The following is a 16,121-nucleotide window of genomic DNA, read 5'->3' on the forward strand; positions in this document are numbered from 1 at the left end:
CTTCACCCTTGTAATTCGCCAAAAGTCTGGAAGCAGGCGTTCATAAGTCTCAGTTCAGTGATTGAGTTCGCTGAAAGCGGACTCCAGGCTTGCACGCAAAGAAGCGTAGGTCGGTGATTTCAAACATTAATCTTTACGTCTATGGACATCGAAACAATTCGGCGGTTGTCGCTTGCGCGGCACTTGTACCAACTGGGGAAGACAAGTCTTGCGTCACCAAACGACATGTACTTGTTCGCAGCTGTAAACCTTCTGCAAGATGCTGTTGAAGCCTTCTTGATCGCATTGGGTGACCACGTAAAGGCTGAAATTGATCAAAACACGAAGTTCGACAAGTATTTCCTTCAAATAAATGAAAAAATTTCCCCGAAGGAGCTTCCTTTCAAGAACAAGCTAATTCGTCTTAATCGCATCCGCGTGGATTCGAAGCACTATGGGATTCAACCTGCCCGCGACGAGTGTGAGCGGGTAGTTGTAAGCGTACGGGAGTTCTTTGAAGAGGCCTCAAGTTCGGTGCTTGGCGTTAACTTCTCTACCGTCAGCGCAATCGATCTGCTAGATGACGGAGAGATGAAAGATCTGCTGCTTGAGGCGAAGATGGCACGCGAATCGGACGATCTTGAGGCATGCGTTATCGGATGTCGGAAAGTGCTTTATGTAGCAGTGGAGCATAAGTACGACGTTTCGAAATTCAAAGAGGCAACGCCTCAAGGTATTTTCGCCGCACTCAGCTACGCCCCCTATTACGCGAGGGATCCGCAGTACATTCAAGAAAACGTTAAAGACCCAACGGACTACATAGTACGGGACCATAGTCGAATTGATCAGGACCTGCTCAAGGAGGGGGTTGACACCACAGCTTTTTGGAATGTTTGGCGGCTGACGCCGGAGGTGTATCGGTCTGAAGACAAGCAATGGGTGATCAAGCACGATTTCGGCAAGCTTGATGCTGCCACCCTTGCCGATACCGCAGAGTATGTGTTTTCCACTGTAGTGGATATGGCCTTGGCCATTCACGCTGTCCGAAGGGCGGTTAGATCAAAGCAGCATGGGCGCTACTTAGTCAAACTGGCTCGCGAAGGCGTGCCAGTCTATGAGAAGGCAGATATTGACTCTAAAGTGACCGCGACGACGCCCGTTGGTATGACTCAAATTGACACCGATTATCGAGTTGAAGGATTGAAGGGTGATGGTCCTTTCTGGCACGTGAGCCAAATGACCAACGGAACATGGCTATGGGGTTTTGTGTTCAATGAAGACGTTGCTTAAAAACCAGAAAAAAAGAAAACAGATCGTTAACGCAACCATGCTCTAACAAAGCGGTCTACCAAGCCGTTGCGGGTGGTTTTCCTGAACGGTTCATGTAGACCGTTATGTTGTCGTAATCTGACGTCCACTGACCTTGTGCGAAGGGGCCGCTCTCGCTGCAGAGCTGACGTTAGTCCCGTTGCGCTGAATCTTTGCTTGAAGTTGCCCCTCAAGGGCGGCCCATGTCAACACTTCGACAAGTGGCTATTCCTCGCAAGCAGTGCTTTCGGTGCTGTGTTCTGAAGTGGTTTAACGGTGAGTTCCATACTCAGCGCATTGAGCACGGACAGCAGCAGGCCAAGACCAATGTTCTCGGGCTGTTGCTCAAAAGTTCAGGTGCAGCACGGCGGTTTATTCGTAAAACAAATAAATGCCAAATATTCGGATAACCAATCAAACCGCTTTGACCCGCACCCCGCCAATCACCCCCGCTACCAGCAGCGCAATGCCCGCCAGCGTCAGCGGTTCGGGCCAGTGGCCGCGCAGCCAAAAGGCGTAAGCCAGCGCCGCCAAGGTTTCAAAAACGATCAATTGGCCCGCCAAGGCGGTGGGCAGCCGCTGGCTGGCGGCGTTCCAGCACAGGGTGCCCAGCCACGAGGCGAACAGGGCAATCGCCATCATCAGGCCGATGAATTCGAGGGGGCGCGGTCCCAGGGGCATGGGCAGCGGGTTGTTGGTGGCGCTGCTCCACAGCCAGAACGCGGCATAGCCCAGCAGGGCCAGGGGCAGCGTGGCCAGGCCTTGCGCGGTGGCCCACACGCGGGCGTTGCGGTCGGGGTGGCCGCGCAGCCAATCGGCATTTTTGAGTGGATACCAGGTCCAGCAAACCACCGCACCCACGGCCAGCACCGCGCCGGTGATGTAGCGGCCCGTATCGGCTTGCGGGTTTTGCAGTAAGGCGGCCCACTCCACATGATTGACACACGCAATCCCCAGCAAAATCAGCGCCAAGGGCGGAGCCAGTTTGATCCACGGAAAACGCCCGTCGCGCTGGTGGTTGAGCAAGTTGGCTGCGACCGCAATCACCACCGGCAGCGTGCCGATGATCATGGTGGGCAGCGCGCCGCCCGCACGCTGGATGGCGCTGGACAGGAACAGGTAATAAATCACGTTGCCGATGGCCGCCAGCTTGAGCGCGGCCAGCCAGTCGGCCCGTGTCAGTCGTTTGATTTCAGCGCGGTCGACAAACGCCAAGGGCAGGGCTATCAGGCCAAAGGCCAGGTAGCGACCAAAGGTGTGCAGCGCGGCGGGGTATTCGGGCAGCATCAGCGGGCCGACAAACACCAGGCCCCACATGAGTCCGGCGGCCAAAGAAAAGAAGATACCGCCCCAGAAAGCGTTGGTGTGGTTGGACATGCGTCTTGAGGAATCGGTTCAGGCACGCCAAGCGGGCAGTTGCCAGTTGCGCCAAAGCGCCAGCGCGCGCAAACCCACCGTGACCAACAGGCAGCCAAGCAGGGCCGCCCAGCCCGGCACGTCGGTGAACCACAAGCCCACATAAGTCCAGCCGCCCGCAAAGGCGCAGACCGCGTAAGGGCGATGGTCTTTAAAAGCCGTGGGGATTTCGTTGCACACCATGTCGCGCAGCACACCGCCAAACACGCCGGTGATGAGACCCATGAGCACAGCCACCACAGGCGGCATATTCGCTTGCAGTGCTTGGTGCACACCGGTGGCGGTGAACAGGCCCAGGCCCAGCGCGTCGGGCCAGAGGATGGCTTTTTCAGTCACTTCAAAATGTCGCTGTCGCATGAAGACCATGGCCAGCACGCACAGGGCCAACACGCCCCAAAGGATTTCGGTGTGTTGCACCCAAAAGAAGGGGCGTTGGTCGAGCAGCAAGTCGCGCAGCGTGCCGCCACCAAATGCCGCCAAAAAAGCGACCACACACACGCCCACCGCGTCCAGCTGTTTGCGCGCCGCTTCCATCAGGCCCGAGAGGGCAAAGGCGGCGGTGGCCGACAGCTCGACCAACAGGCGAAGCGTGTCTCCCCAGGATTGAATGGCATACATGCCAAGGATTATCAGGCCAGCCAGACTTGCCGATACCGGCCTTGTGCATCGTGGTCCTGGGTTTGTTTGGTGGGGTTGAAGCGCCGGCCCACACGCGGGTCGGTGCCCCGGCCGCTGACATACAGCCAGTTGCCTTGGTTGCTGCTCACGTCAAAGTCCACCAGCTGCGATTCGAACCAAGCCGCGCCTGCGCGCCAGTCGCAAGACAGGTCGTGCACCAAGAAGCTCGCCACAATTTGGCGCATGCGGTTGGAGGTGAAACCGGTGGCGGCCAGCTCGCGCATGCCTGCATCCACGATGGGCTCGCCGGTTTGGCCTTGGCACCAACGCTGAAAGTCTTTGGGAAAGTGCGAGGGCTTGGACAAGTTGGACAAACCCCGTGCCGCATAGAGTTGCGGGCCATGTTGCAAATGCAGCATGCGGAAGTTGTCGCGCCACAGCAGCTCAAACCAGAGCCAATAGGTGCCGTCGTTGTTGCCGTGGGTTTGTTCGTAGGCGTGGAGTTCTGCCCAAATGCGGCGCGCCGACACCGCCCCCGTGGCCAACCAGGGAGACCAGTGGCTGCTGGTGTGCTGGCCTTGCAGTGCGTTGCGGGTTTGTTTGTAGCGGTCGGGCCAAGGGGGCGTGAGGTAGCTTTGCAGGTGGGCCAAGGCGCTGGTTTCGCCGCCTCGGCACTGCGCTTGGGTGTACGGAAAGTTCGAGCGTGGGTGCGCGTCCTCTTGCGCATCGCCCTCGGTGTGGGCTTGCAGTAGCGTGAAGGGGCTGTCGGTCCAGCCGGTCAGAGTAGCCAAGTTGTCATGGGGCGGCGCGGGCAGCTGCGTGGGCGCAGGCAGTGGGGCCAGAGGTTGGAGCCGCGCCGATTCGATGCGCTGGCGAAACTCGGTGAAGACCTGCGGCATGGCTTCGGCCGAAAAGGGCAGGGCGTCGGGTTCGATGAGGCTGGACTGCCACAAGGTTTTGACGTTGAGGCCCGCGTTGATCAGGGCCTGCACTTGGGCTTCTTCTTCGGGCGCGGCGATGTCCTCGCAAAACACGGTGTCGGCTTGGACCAGGCGTGCGCAGGCGGGCAACACATCGGCCACGGGGCCGTGCAGCAATACCAGGCGCTGGCCCATTGTCTGCAGCGCTGCTTGAAGGTCTTGCAGCGTGTCGGCCACAAAACGTCTGCGGTGTGCGCCCATGCGGCGAAAGCCCCAGGCTGTGTCTTCGTCTTGCACGGGTTCGTGCACATAAACCAGCAGCAGGGCTTGTTGGTGCTCCTGAGCGTGCTCAACGGCGTGCTGGAGTGCGCGTTGGTCGTGTAAGCGCAAGTCGTTTCGAAACCAGTAGATGGTGGTGCGCATGCTTTTAAAAATCAAAGCCCAGCTGCTTGCTGGGTGGGGTGTTGTCTGAAGAGGACTTGGCCGACTTTCGGCGGCTGGCCTTGGGGGTATCCGAGTCGCGTGTGAACACGTCACGTTGTGCGCCGTTGCCATGTTTGCGCGAAGCGTGTTTTTCGACGATGGCTTTTTTGCCTGCCTTCACTCCAGGTTCGGCTCGGCGCTCGTGCAGCGCGGCTTTGGATTGGCGTGTGGCCTCGGCCAGGTCCACCACAGGCAGGGGGATGTCGGCCTCTGGCCCGCTGCCCACCGTCAGGCCGCAGTGGCGCTGCACTTCAGGGGGCATGAGCCAAGGCTCGAACAGCCAGGTGTCGGGTACACGCCGCATGTGAGGCAGCCAGCGGCGCACAAAAATACCTTTGGGGTCGTGGTCTTGCGCTTGCTTGATGGGGTTGTACACCCGTGTGGTGTTGATGCCCGTGGTGCCCGACTGCATTTGCAGCTGGCTCCAGTGGATGCCGGGTTCGTAGTCCAAAAACTGCGTGGCCAGCCAATGGCCCACGGGCCGCCAGTCCAGCCACAGCGGGTAGGCCGCCACCGACACCAGCATGGCACGCATGCGAAAGTTGAGCCAACCGGTTGCATAAAGCATGACCACACAGGCATCCACCATGGGCCAACCGGTACGGCCTGAGGTCAGGGCCGCAAAGTGCGCGTCGTTCCAGCCGTCTTCGCGCAGGCCGTCGTATCCACGGTGCATGTTGCGCCATTCGATCTCGGGCTCGCTTTCGAGCTTCTGGATGAAGTGGCAATGCCAATACAAGCGGCTCATGAAACCCACCAAGCCCGCCCGGTGGCGACTGGCTTGCGGCGGCAGGGCGTCCAGCGCAGCGCGGGTGGCCTGCACCACTTCGCGCAGGCTGATGCAGCCCCACGCAAGGTAAGCCGACAGACGCGAACACGCATCGGGCGCAGACAGCGGCGACGAGATGCCGCCGCGGTAGCCCAGCGCCCGTGCGTTCAAAAAACTGTGCAAGGTTTCCATGGCCAGGCGGCGTCCGCCCAGCTGCCGCTGCGCCGGGTTGTGGTGCAGACCCGCAGGGGCTTGCAGCAGCGCTGGGGTCAGATGGGGTGTGTGGCTTGGCGTGCTGACAAAGTGCAGGGCCGGCAAAACCGTTTGTGGCGTGGCCATGTGCGCCTCCCAGCGGCGTTGCCAGGTGTTGCGGTCTTTCAGGCGGCGCACTACGCCAAAGTGGGGCAGCTCGGTCCAACTCAGGTCGCTGCTGCGGCACCAAGCAGCCACCGCCAAGTCACGCTCATAGGTGAAGGCGTTGCCGGTTTCCATGTGCGAGACCAGCTCGGCAAACGGCGCTTGTTGGTGCAGCTCGGCCAGCACCTGCACGGCAGACCCCACACGTAGATGCAAGGCACCGCCCAGCGCTTGCAAGTCGGCGTGCAATTCGACCAGCGATTCGCGCACAAATTCGAAGTGCTGCAAGGCGGCATCGGGCTGCGCCCACAGTTGGGGCTCGACGATGTACAGGCACAGCACGGGCCCCTGCCGGGCCGCGTGTACCAGCGCCGCATGGTCGTGCAGGCGCAAGTCGCGTTTGAACCAGACGACACGGTAGGTCATGCCTTGGGCCTGGGCGTTACTGCGGCATAGCGGGATGCTTCGATGGGCATGCAGTCCAGCAGCGCTTGTGGCAACTGAGGTGCTTGCTGGTGTAGGTAACGCCGCACAAAATCGGCCGCCAACCAGGGTGATGTGGATCCGCTCCAAACCGCGGTCTCTTGTATTTTCCAGTGCCCGTCTACTTGACGCAGCACGACGATGCTGGGATTGAGGGTTTTGAATTCGACTTCGGCAAGGCCCCAATCCGCTTGCAGCTGCAACTGCAGCAGTTGGGATTCGAGTGAGTCTGGAAGACTGTGCTGCTGAATGACTTGCAGCACGGCCTGGGCGGTGGCACTGGTGGTGGGTTCATTTTGAACAAGGCGGCAGTCTTTGCGCAGTTGCAGCCATTGCTCGGCCATCCAGCCATGCGGGTCAAACGGCTGGCCGCTCACCTCCAGCAGCATGCCGTTGTCATGGCGTACCCAGTCGATGTGGCTGTCGATGATGAAAAAACCGAGCACACCCATCAAGGTGGCTGCGACGTGGCGTTTCATGTGTTGGCTTTGCGGGTGATCAGCTTACGCCGCTTCTTTCAATGAGATGCCTTCGTGCGTGGCCACCATCTGCAGTGCCTTTTCGAACAAGGCGCGCGCTGTGGCGGCCATGATGTTCAGTTGTGTGTGCAGTTCGGCGTCTTTGGGGCTTTGGTTCAGACAGTCGCGGCTGTAGTCTTCGAACCGTCCCAGCTGGCCAATGAGTTCTGCCACATGCCGGGGGCATTCGCAGAGCACCTGGCTGGGAATGTTGGCCACGCGTTGCAGAACTTCGTCCGAAAACTGGCGTGCCGGAATCGGGTTGGCGAGCTGGTCCAGTGCCCACGACGCAGCGGACAGCGGTGGGCGGGTGCTTTGGATGATGTCTATCAATGCGCTGTCGTTCAAAGGGTCTCGGTGTACCCCATAGCCTGCATGGCGCAAGCGCGAGACGGCAGCCGTTTGGCCAAATGCGTAGAGCACCACTGTTTTGCGCGCTGCGTGTTGCTGTGCCACGGCTTGAATCTGTTGTGCCGTGTGCTCATTCAGGCCATTGACCGACACCATCAACAGATCAGGCGCTTGGTCAAGAGGGTTGCAACTGGCCGCCGCCAGATCAACCCATACCTGCTGGATGGGTAGCGGCTGCCCCCAGCCTGTTGCGCTGAATGTGTCGGATTGCAGCCGATGGGCCAAGCCCTGGCCAATCACCGCCCATGTGCCTGTGGCCTGGCCCGGCGACTCGGGTGCTTGTGCCGTGGCAAAGCCAGAACCTGTTTGCAGCAATTGCTGCAATTGCGTGCTTGAAAAACCCGCAATTTGGCTGATGCCGTGGCCTTGGCTGGTCAGCGATTTCAACAACACCGCTTTTTTCACATCGTCTTCGTTGTACAGCCTGTGCTGTCCGAGCGTGGTGATGGGCGAAAAAGCGCCGTAGCGCGTTTGCCAAACGCGCAAGGTCGGCACGGGAATGCCGCTGAGCTTGGAGACCGCACCGATGCGGTAAAGCGCCGAATTGAGCGAGTGAGGTGTGTTCATGTTTTGTTAATGTATTGAATAGATATTTTATGGCATAAAAGTATTTTGAAAAAATAAAATATGTTTTGAATTGATTTTTTGGATTTAAACAATACAATTGCTGTGCGAATAAGGACAAGCCATGATCTTGAAGAAAACAGCCAAAGCCGTCGATATCGCGGTTTTCATCACTTCTAGGGCCACCGTGAAGCCTGTCACGACTGAAGAAATTGCTTCGGGTTTGGGCCTGTCTTGCTCTTACACAGAGTCGATCCTCAAGGAGCTGCGCGAAGCCGGTCTGATCAGGGCCCACCGGGGTCCAGGTGGTGGTTATCAAATTCGCGGCAACCCTGAAGACATCACACTGTGGGATGTGGTGAAGCACTTTGAGGTGGTGCACAGCTTTGACGAGGTGTACCCGGATGACGCGCATCCGATGAAGCAGTTGGAGTCCGAAATCCAGCGGCACCTGCAAGAGGCTTTGTCTGAACAAACATTGGATGATGTGGCGGTGCCTTACATGCCACGGGATTCCCGCGTCGCGTCCATGCTGGGTCAGTTCCGTCTGAAGCCCATGCCTGCGCCGGTCATGCCCAAAGCGCCCAACTCGGTATTCCAGCTGAGCATGATGCTCTGAGCCGCGTGGCATCCGGGCATGCCTTCAAGGTATAGGTCTTAGGGTGTAGCAAAACACACCGAAAGGCCCTTGTTGGGCAGCCGCAGAGCGGCATAGCATGGTGTGGTGAACATGCCTCATCATCGCCCCCGTTCTGCCGACTCTCACCACCCAGGGCCCACGCTTGACCGTTGGGCACATGCCCAGTTGTCGCCTTTTACACGAGGGGTTTCCACGGCCTCCTTGCGCATGGCGTTTGACGACTGGGTGACACATTTGTCCATAAACCCGGCTGAGCAACTCACATTGTTTCAACTGGCCTTGCAAAGCGTGCAGCAGGGGCTCAACTACGCCGTTCAATCGCAAAGAAACGACTGCAAGCCCTGCATCGAACCCATGGTGCACGACACCCGTTTCACGCATGCTGGTTGGCAGCAATGGCCGTTCAACGCGATCAGCCAGTCGTTTTTGTTGACGCAACAGTGGTGGCAAGACGCGACGATGGGTGTGAGGGGCGTTTCGCCGCACCACGAAGCCGTGGTCAACTTCACGGCCAGACAGTGTCTGGACATGCTGTCCCCAGCCAATTTTGTGCTGACCAACCCCGAAGTGCTGGAGCGCACCCAGAAAACCATGGGGGCCAATTTGCGGCAAGGTTTTCAAAATTGGGTCGAAGACCTCCAGCGCTTGCAATCGGGTGCTGCGACCAAAGGGGCCGAACTTTATGAGGTGGGACGCCATCTGGCCGTGACGCCGGGGCAGGTCATTTACCGCAACCACCTGATCGAGTTGATTCAGTACACACCCACCACGCAGCAGGTGAGACCCGAGCCAGTGTTGATCGTGCCCTCATGGATCATGAAGTACTACATCCTCGACTTGTCGCCGCACAACTCACTGATCAAATACTTGGTCGATCAAGGGCACACTGTGTTTGCCATGTCTTGGGCTAACCCCACCGCCGATGACCGAGACTTGGACATGGACGACTACTTGCGCATGGGCATCATGGACGCGCTGGAGGTGGTGTGCGCGGTGGTGCCCAGACTCAAAGTGCACGCTGTGGGCTATTGCCTGGGCGGAACGCTGCTGGCCATCGCTGCAGCGGCCATGGCCAGAGAGGCCGATGACCGCCTGGCCAGCATGACACTGATCGCCGCCCAAACCGATTTCACCGAGCCGGGTGAGTTGGAACTTTTCATAGACGACAGCCAGGTGGCCCATCTGGAGGACATCATGTGGGACCGGGGTTATCTGGACAGTGCGCAGATGGCGGGCGCGTTCCAATGGATGAACTCCAACGACCTCATCTGGTCGCGACTGCTCAAGAATTATTTGCTGGGAGAACGCACGCCGTTCAGTGACTTGATGGCTTGGAATGCCGATGGCACACGTTTGCCTTACCGCATGCACACCCAATATTTGCACCGCATGTTTTTGAAAAACGATTTGGCCAGTGGCCGCTACCCCGTCAATGGCAAGCCGGTGGCCTTGACCGATGTTCAATGCCCGATTTACGGCATTGGCACAGTGCGTGACCATGTTGCACCTTGGCGCTCGGTGCACAAATTACACCTGCTGACCCATGTGGACACCACTTTTTTGTTGACATCAGGGGGGCACAATGTGGGCATTGTCAATCCGCCAGGGTTGCCGGGGCGAAGTTATCAGGTGTTGACCCGCAGGCACGATGGCCCGTATCTCGATCCTGAAGCCTGGCTGCAAGCTGCAGTCCGCCATGAAGGCTCTTGGTGGCCGCATTGGCTGGCGTGGTTGAAAGCCCATTCGGGCGAAGTGGGGCCTTTGCCTGCCATGGGCGCACCCGACATGGGCTTGTCTCCCATGGACGATGCACCGGGTCAGTATGTGTTGCAAAAATGAAGGGTTGATGCCATGGACACTCCTCACCATCCATTTCATGAACTGTTTGCGCAACTGGGCTTGCCTTGTGATGGGTTGAGCATTGCGGCGTTTATCAAAACGCACACGCCACTGGCAGCTGACATTGCACTGCCCGATGCCGATTTTTGGACCTCGGCCCAAGCGGATTTTTTGCGTGAGAAATTGCTGGAAGATGCCGACTGGGCCAATCGCATCGACCAGTTGAGTGAGGCGCTGCGGGCCATCTGAGTCGCTTTTGAATGGGAGCGCGTTGGCGCTAGCACTCCCTGCATACGTTGCAGGTGACACGAAATATTCATACAGCAGACTTTTTCCTGTCATTGCTTTTGGGGACCATGGTGGCATGGATCACAAGGAGTTGTTGCCATGAAAGAGTTGCCAAATCCCACTTTTGCGCTATCGCCCGTGTATTTTCCCAGGGGGTCACTTCATCCAGGGCCAGCCAACCCCAATGTGGATTTTCTGCCTCGGCGTGTGCAAAGCACCATTCAAGTGGCTTGGGCGAAGCATCAGGATGAAGTTCGGGAGGCACAGCAACTGAGGTATTCGGTCTTCGCGACCGAGATGGGCGCAAGACTGCCCAAGACCTTGCCCGGTCATGACATCGATTTGTTCGATGACTACTGCGAGCATCTGCTGGTTCGTGACACCTTGCGCGGGCAGGTGATTGGCACTTACAGGGTGCTCACGCCCGCACAAGCCAAGCGTGCCGGCAGCACTTACAGCGACACCGAATTTGATTTGACCCGTTTGCGTGATCTGCGCAAACGCATGGTGGAGCTGGGCCGCAGCTGTGTCCATGCCGAGCACCGGCATGGCGGCGTGATCATGGCTTTGTGGGGCGCCTTGTTTGAGTTCATGGACCGCAACCGCCTGGACACCATGATCGGCTGCGCCAGCATTCCCATGCTCCACAACGGCGTGGTCACGGGCGACGCTGCTGCCAGCATCTGGCACCAGCTTCGTGAGACACACCTGGCCAATATTCAATACCATGTTCGCCCACGCTTGCCTTTGCCTGTGGACGAGCTGGGCCATGGTGTGCAGATCGATCCGCCTGCGCTCATCAAAGGCTATTTGAGGCTGGGGGCCAAGGTCTTGGGCGCACCGGCATGGGACCCTGACTTCAATACGGCCGACTTGCCCATGATGATGCGCACAGCAGATTTGCCTGCCCGGTACCGCAGGCATTTTTCGATGGGCGTGCCATGACGTCGCCGCTTGGGCCACTGCAAAAAAGCCCCCTGTTCAAGACCTCTTATGAGGGTTGGGACGAGACCTTGGTGGGGGAGCCACTGGGTGTCGTGGGGCGAATCCTGCCCCACGATGAAGAAGCATCGCCTGCAGACCCTCAACGGTTGCGGGCGGTTTTCATTTCAGACCTGCACATCGGGACACCGGGGTTTCAGGCCGAAGCCTTGCTCGACTTTTTGCGGCACCACCCCAGCGATGTGTTGTATCTGGTGGGCGACATTGTGGATGGCTGGCAGTTGCGCAGGCGCTGGTTCTGGCCACAAAGCCACAACGATGTGGTGCAAAAACTGTTGCGTAGGGCCCGCAAAGGGTGTCGCGTGATTTATGTGCCGGGCAACCATGATGAGTTCGCCAGGCATTTTGTGGGTCACGCATTTGGTGGTGTGGAGGTGATGCACGAAGCGGCCCACACCACCGCCAAGGGCCTCAAGCTGTGGGTGGTGCATGGTGACCATTTCGATGGTGTGATCCAGTGTGCCAAGTGGCTGGCCTATGTGGGTGACTGGTTGTATGAGCTGACCCTCAAGATCAATCGGCACTTGAACAGTTTCAGGGCCCGAATCGGACTGGAATATTGGTCTTTGTCAGCCTACCTCAAGCTGAAGGTCAAAAAGGCGGTCAACTTCATCAGTGATTTTGAGGTGGCTGTCTCGCACGAAGCCAAGCGCCGGGGCTTTGACGGCGTGGTGTGCGGGCACATTCACCATGCTGAAATTCGCGAAGTGAATGGCACTTTGTATTGCAACGATGGCGATTGGGTGGAAAGCCGAACCGCTTTGGTGGAACACCCTGATGGCCGGCTGGAGATCATCCACTGGGGTGGCCAGGCGGTGGTGCTCAGCCGTGCGCCTGTGGCTGCGGTGGTGCCTGTATGAAGCTGGCACTCATCACCGATGCCTGGCACCCCCAGGTCAATGGCGTGGTCACCACCTTGCATGAGTTGGTGCAAGCCATGGGCCCATGGGGCGTGGATGTGTCGGTCATGCACCCGGGCCTTTTCAAGAATCGAAGCTGTCCCGGTTATGCGGGCATTGATCTGGCCGTGCGCCCCTATAAAGCGCTGGCCGCGATGCTGGATGCGCTGCAGCCGGATGCGGTGCACATTGCCACTGAAGGCCCTTTGGGTTGGGCTGCACGCAAGCATTGCCTGAAAAGGGGGTGGAAATTCACCACCGCATTTCACACCAAATTTCCTGAAATCCTCAAGGCCGCGTTGCGTGTGCCTTTGTTCCTGGGCTACGGCTTGTTTCGCCATTTCCACCGCCCGTCTTCGGGGGTGATGGTGCCCACGCAAGGGGTGTTGAACATGCTGGAAAGCCGGGGATTCAAGTCGCTCAAGCCTTGGACACACGGTGTTGACCTGGATTTGTTTGACCACCACGCTTTGCCCCTGGACATCCCCGAATTACAGGGGCACCCGAGACCGTACACCTTGTTCGTGGGACGTGTTTCTTACGAGAAAAACATCGATGCTTTTTTGGACTTGACGCTGGAAGGCACGCGCATTGTCTGCGGCGTCGGTCCGCTGGAGGCGCAGCTCAAGGCGCGGTATCCGGACGTGGTATGGATGGGCGTGTTGCCACGCGATCAGCTGGCCAAGGTGTATGCGGCTGCCGACGTGTTTGTCTTTCCTTCGCGCAACGAGACTTTTGGCTTGGTCATGTTGGAAGCCATGGCGTGCGGCACCCCGGTGGCGGCGTTTCCGGTGGATGGGCCCTTGCAAGTGCTGGGTGATGCGGATGGGCAAATGATGGGCGGTGAGTTGTCCGAGGATTTGAATGCGGCGGTTTTGAAGTGCCTTTCGATTCACCGCGCAGAGCCGCGTCAGCGTGCCGAGGCGTTTGGTTGGCCCAAAACGGTAGAACTGTTCGTGTCGCATCTGGTGCCTGCATCTGGCGCGAGTACTGGTTTGCGGTTCATGAAGATGTCATTAAATTGACACGGTGGCTTCCTAGAATGATTTTTCAATTCATTACACAGTGCCATGGTTCATTCAAAAGACGTGACTTCATTTGCAGACGATCGGTACGCCTTGCTGGACCGGGATCTGAGCATTCTGGCTTTCAATGAGCGTGTGCTGGACTGGGCGCACCGCCCGGAAGTGCCCGTGCTGGAGCGTTTGCGTTACCTGTGCATCGTGTCGTCAAATCTGGACGAGTTTTTTGAGGTGCGTGCAGAGCCGCACGTGATGGGCAGTTTGCAGAGTTTGAAATCGGGACAGTACACCGCAGCGAGTCTGGCCGCCATTTCTGAAAAAACCAACGCGATGATCGCGCGGCAATACGCGCTGTACAACGACGATTTGCTGCCCACTTTGCAGCGCAAGGGTTACCGCATCCTGTCGCACGGCGAGCGCAATGCCGCGCAGCGCCAATGGGTGCGCAGCTATTTTCACCGTGAAGTCCAGCCGTTGCTGGTGCCTGTGGGCCTTGACCCCGCACACCCGTTTCCTCAGGTGGCAAACAAGTCCTTGAACTTCATCGTGCAGTTGTCTGGCAAAGATGCTTTTGGCCGATCCAATGAGATCGCGATCGTCAAAGTCCCGCGTGTACTGCCCCGTTTGATTCCCTTGCCTGCCAGAGTGTGCGATGGCAGCACCGCTTTTGTCATGCTGTCCAGTGTGATTCGGGCGCATTTGGCCGAATTGTTTCCGGGCCGTGAGGTTGGGCAGTTCTCGCAGTTTCGGGTCACGCGTAACTCGGATCTCGCGGTAGACGAAGACGAAATCGCCAATCTGCGCATGGCCTTGCGCCAAGGACTGCAGCACCGTCACTACGGCCAGGCGGTTCGACTGGAAGTGTCTGCCAACTGTTCACCCCGCTTGGTGGAGTTTTTACGCAAGGAATTTCAGCTGCCAGAGCCATCGGTGTTTCGGGTCAATGGACCGGTGAATCTGGTGCGCTTGATGCAGCTGATCGATCTGATCGATGCCCCCGAATTGCTGTTCCCGCCTTACAAAGCCAGTTTCCCAATACAAGTGCCGCAGCACGGTTCGATCTTTGCGCGCCTCAAAGACGGTGATGTGATGATCCACCAGCCGTTTGAGAGTTTCGATGGCGTGCTGGCGTTTTTGCGCGAAGCCGTCATGGATCCGAATGTGCTGGCCATCAAGCAAACGATTTACCGTGCAGGCAGCGATCCAACCATGATGGATTTGCTGCGCGAAGCCGTCCGCCGCGGCAAGGAAGTGACCGCGGTGGTGGAGTTGAAAGCCCGATTTGACGAAGAGGCCAACATCAACTGGGCTGAGCAACTCGAATCGATTGGCGTGCAGGTGGTTTACGGCATCGTGGGTCTGAAGACCCACGCCAAGATGTTGTTGGTCACGCGGAGCGAGGGGCGATCGCTCAAGCGTTATGGGCATTTATCGACAGGCAATTACAACCGCCGCACCGCAGCCCTTTACACCGATATCAGCTACCTCACCGCCGATGCCGACATCACCTCGGACATGGACCAGTTGTTTGGCCACTTGGCCAGCCAGAGCCGTTTGCCGAAAATGAAGCGTTTGCTGGTGGCCCCTTTTCAGCTGCATGCCGACATGCAAGCGCGCATCGCGGCCGTAGGCGACGCGGCGGCGCGAGGCGCTGTGGGGCGCATCGTGATCAAGATGAACGCTTTGACCGATGAGCCTCTGATTGAGGCTTTGCTGGAGGCGGGGCAAAAAGGCGCCAAGATTGACCTGATCGTGCGCGGGGCCTGCATGTTACCTGCCGGTGTGGCGGGCTTCAGTGAAAACATCCGGGTGCGCTCGGTCATTGGCCGCTTTCTGGAGCACTCTCGGGTCTTTTACTTTTGCGCAGATCAGGACGAATCGCTGTATTTGTCGAGTGCCGACTGGATGAGCCGCAACATGACCCGCAGGATCGAGTTGGCATGGCCCGTGACAGACCCAGTTTTGCGTCAACGCATCATTGACGAATGCCTGATTGCCTACCTGCACGATGGCCGCGATGCCTGGGATTTGGCCCCTGACGGTCAGTACCACCGTGTGGGTTTGACGGCGCCCGGCCATGGCGCTCAGAACGCTTTGATGCAACGCTACAGCGCCGCTACCCACCAGGAGTAACGCGATGGACTTGATTGTCTGGCGTCATGCCGAAGCCCACGAGGCTGGGCCGGGTGAAGACGATATGCAACGGGTCTTGACGCCCCGTGGCCGAAAACAGGCGGAGCGCATGGCGGTCTGGCTTGAAAACCAGCTGCCACAAGGCACCCGGATTTTGAGCAGCCCGGCCGTCAGGTCAGAGCAAACGGTGCGTGCCTTGGGTCGTAAATACAAAGTGCGTGATGCCTTGTCGCCGGGTGCTTCGGTTCAGGATGTTCTGGAAACTTCGGGCTGGCCTGATGCCAAGTACCCGGTTTTGCTGGTGGGGCACCAGCCCGCATTGGGCAGCGTGATCGCCCATTTGCTGAAAATGCCGGATGACGCATGTGCCATCCGCAAAGGCGCTGTCTGGTGGTTGCGCCGACGCAGCCGGGAAGGGCTGGACCAGACAGTGCTTTTGGCCGTGACCTCCCCGGAAAAACTGTAATAGACG

Annotated in this window: 15 protein-coding genes; 9 read left to right on the forward strand and 6 right to left on the reverse strand. The window is 58.4% G+C overall.

Features of this window, described 5'->3' with window-relative positions:
* Positions 1–141: 141 nt before the first annotated feature.
* Positions 142–1,269, forward strand: coding sequence for a hypothetical protein (locus B9Z37_RS08740; RefSeq protein WP_108312652.1), 1,128 nt, complete (start codon positions 142–144; stop codon positions 1,267–1,269).
* A 432-nt stretch (positions 1,270–1,701) separates the two neighbouring features.
* Here B9Z37_RS08740 and B9Z37_RS08745 read toward each other — a convergent pair whose 3' ends face one another.
* From B9Z37_RS08745 to B9Z37_RS08770, 6 genes are read right to left on the reverse strand one after another with little or no spacing between them, the layout of a single operon-like run.
* Positions 1,702–2,664: a DMT family transporter gene (locus B9Z37_RS08745; protein WP_108312653.1), complete on the reverse strand. Its 963-nt coding sequence runs from the start codon at positions 2,662–2,664 to the stop codon at positions 1,702–1,704.
* Positions 2,665–2,682: 18 nt separating this feature from the next.
* Positions 2,683–3,321 carry a trimeric intracellular cation channel family protein gene (locus B9Z37_RS08750; RefSeq protein WP_108312654.1) on the reverse strand — a complete coding sequence of 213 codons (639 nt, stop codon included), beginning with the start codon at positions 3,319–3,321 and terminating at the stop codon, positions 2,683–2,685.
* An 11-nt stretch (positions 3,322–3,332) separates the two neighbouring features.
* Positions 3,333–4,664, reverse strand: a complete 1,332-nt coding sequence (locus tag B9Z37_RS08755) for a DASH family cryptochrome (protein WP_108312655.1) — start codon at positions 4,662–4,664, stop codon at positions 3,333–3,335.
* Between the two features lie 4 nt (positions 4,665–4,668).
* Complete coding sequence (locus tag B9Z37_RS08760) at positions 4,669–6,276, reverse strand: FAD-binding domain-containing protein (protein WP_108312656.1); 1,608 nt, start codon at positions 6,274–6,276, stop codon at positions 4,669–4,671.
* Positions 6,273–6,812, reverse strand: coding sequence for a hypothetical protein (locus B9Z37_RS08765; RefSeq protein ID WP_108312657.1), 540 nt, complete (start codon positions 6,810–6,812; stop codon positions 6,273–6,275). Before B9Z37_RS08765 ends, B9Z37_RS08760 begins: the two co-directional genes overlap by 4 nt.
* A 24-nt stretch (positions 6,813–6,836) precedes the next feature.
* Positions 6,837–7,829, reverse strand: coding sequence for a MerR family transcriptional regulator (locus B9Z37_RS08770; protein ID WP_108312658.1), 993 nt, complete (start codon positions 7,827–7,829; stop codon positions 6,837–6,839).
* Positions 7,830–7,950: 121 nt separating this feature from the next.
* Between B9Z37_RS08770 and B9Z37_RS08775 the strand changes: the two genes are divergently transcribed.
* From B9Z37_RS08775 to B9Z37_RS08810, 8 genes are all read left to right on the forward strand, one after another.
* Complete coding sequence (locus tag B9Z37_RS08775; protein WP_108312659.1) at positions 7,951–8,445, forward strand: RrF2 family transcriptional regulator; 495 nt, start codon at positions 7,951–7,953, stop codon at positions 8,443–8,445.
* Positions 8,446–8,556: 111 nt separating this feature from the next.
* On the forward strand, positions 8,557–10,305 hold the full coding sequence (locus B9Z37_RS08780) for a PHA/PHB synthase family protein (protein ID WP_108312978.1): 1,749 nt from the start codon (positions 8,557–8,559) through the stop codon (positions 10,303–10,305).
* A 12-nt stretch (positions 10,306–10,317) separates the two neighbouring features.
* Complete coding sequence (locus tag B9Z37_RS08785) at positions 10,318–10,554, forward strand: DUF2789 domain-containing protein (protein WP_108312660.1); 237 nt, start codon at positions 10,318–10,320, stop codon at positions 10,552–10,554.
* Between the two features lie 138 nt (positions 10,555–10,692).
* Positions 10,693–11,538, forward strand: coding sequence for a GNAT family N-acetyltransferase (locus tag B9Z37_RS08790; protein WP_108312661.1), 846 nt, complete (start codon positions 10,693–10,695; stop codon positions 11,536–11,538).
* On the forward strand, positions 11,535–12,455 hold the full coding sequence (locus tag B9Z37_RS08795; protein ID WP_108312662.1) for a UDP-2,3-diacylglucosamine diphosphatase: 921 nt from the start codon (positions 11,535–11,537) through the stop codon (positions 12,453–12,455). The genes B9Z37_RS08790 and B9Z37_RS08795 overlap by 4 nt, the downstream gene beginning before the upstream one ends.
* On the forward strand, positions 12,452–13,519 hold the full coding sequence (locus tag B9Z37_RS08800; protein WP_108312663.1) for a glycosyltransferase family 4 protein: 1,068 nt from the start codon (positions 12,452–12,454) through the stop codon (positions 13,517–13,519). The genes B9Z37_RS08795 and B9Z37_RS08800 overlap by 4 nt, the downstream gene beginning before the upstream one ends.
* A gap of 45 nt (positions 13,520–13,564) precedes the next feature.
* Positions 13,565–15,649 (forward strand): polyphosphate kinase 1, encoded by a 2,085-nt coding sequence (gene ppk1, locus B9Z37_RS08805; RefSeq protein ID WP_108312664.1) that lies wholly within the window; start codon positions 13,565–13,567, stop codon positions 15,647–15,649.
* A gap of 4 nt (positions 15,650–15,653) precedes the next feature.
* Entirely contained in the window at positions 15,654–16,115 is a 462-nt protein-coding gene (locus B9Z37_RS08810) for a SixA phosphatase family protein (RefSeq protein ID WP_108312665.1), read from the forward strand.
* Positions 16,116–16,121: the final 6 nt, after the last annotated feature.

It is taken from the genome of Limnohabitans parvus II-B4, assembly GCF_003063455.1.
Lineage (GTDB): Bacteria > Pseudomonadota > Gammaproteobacteria > Burkholderiales > Burkholderiaceae_C > Limnohabitans_A > Limnohabitans_A parvus.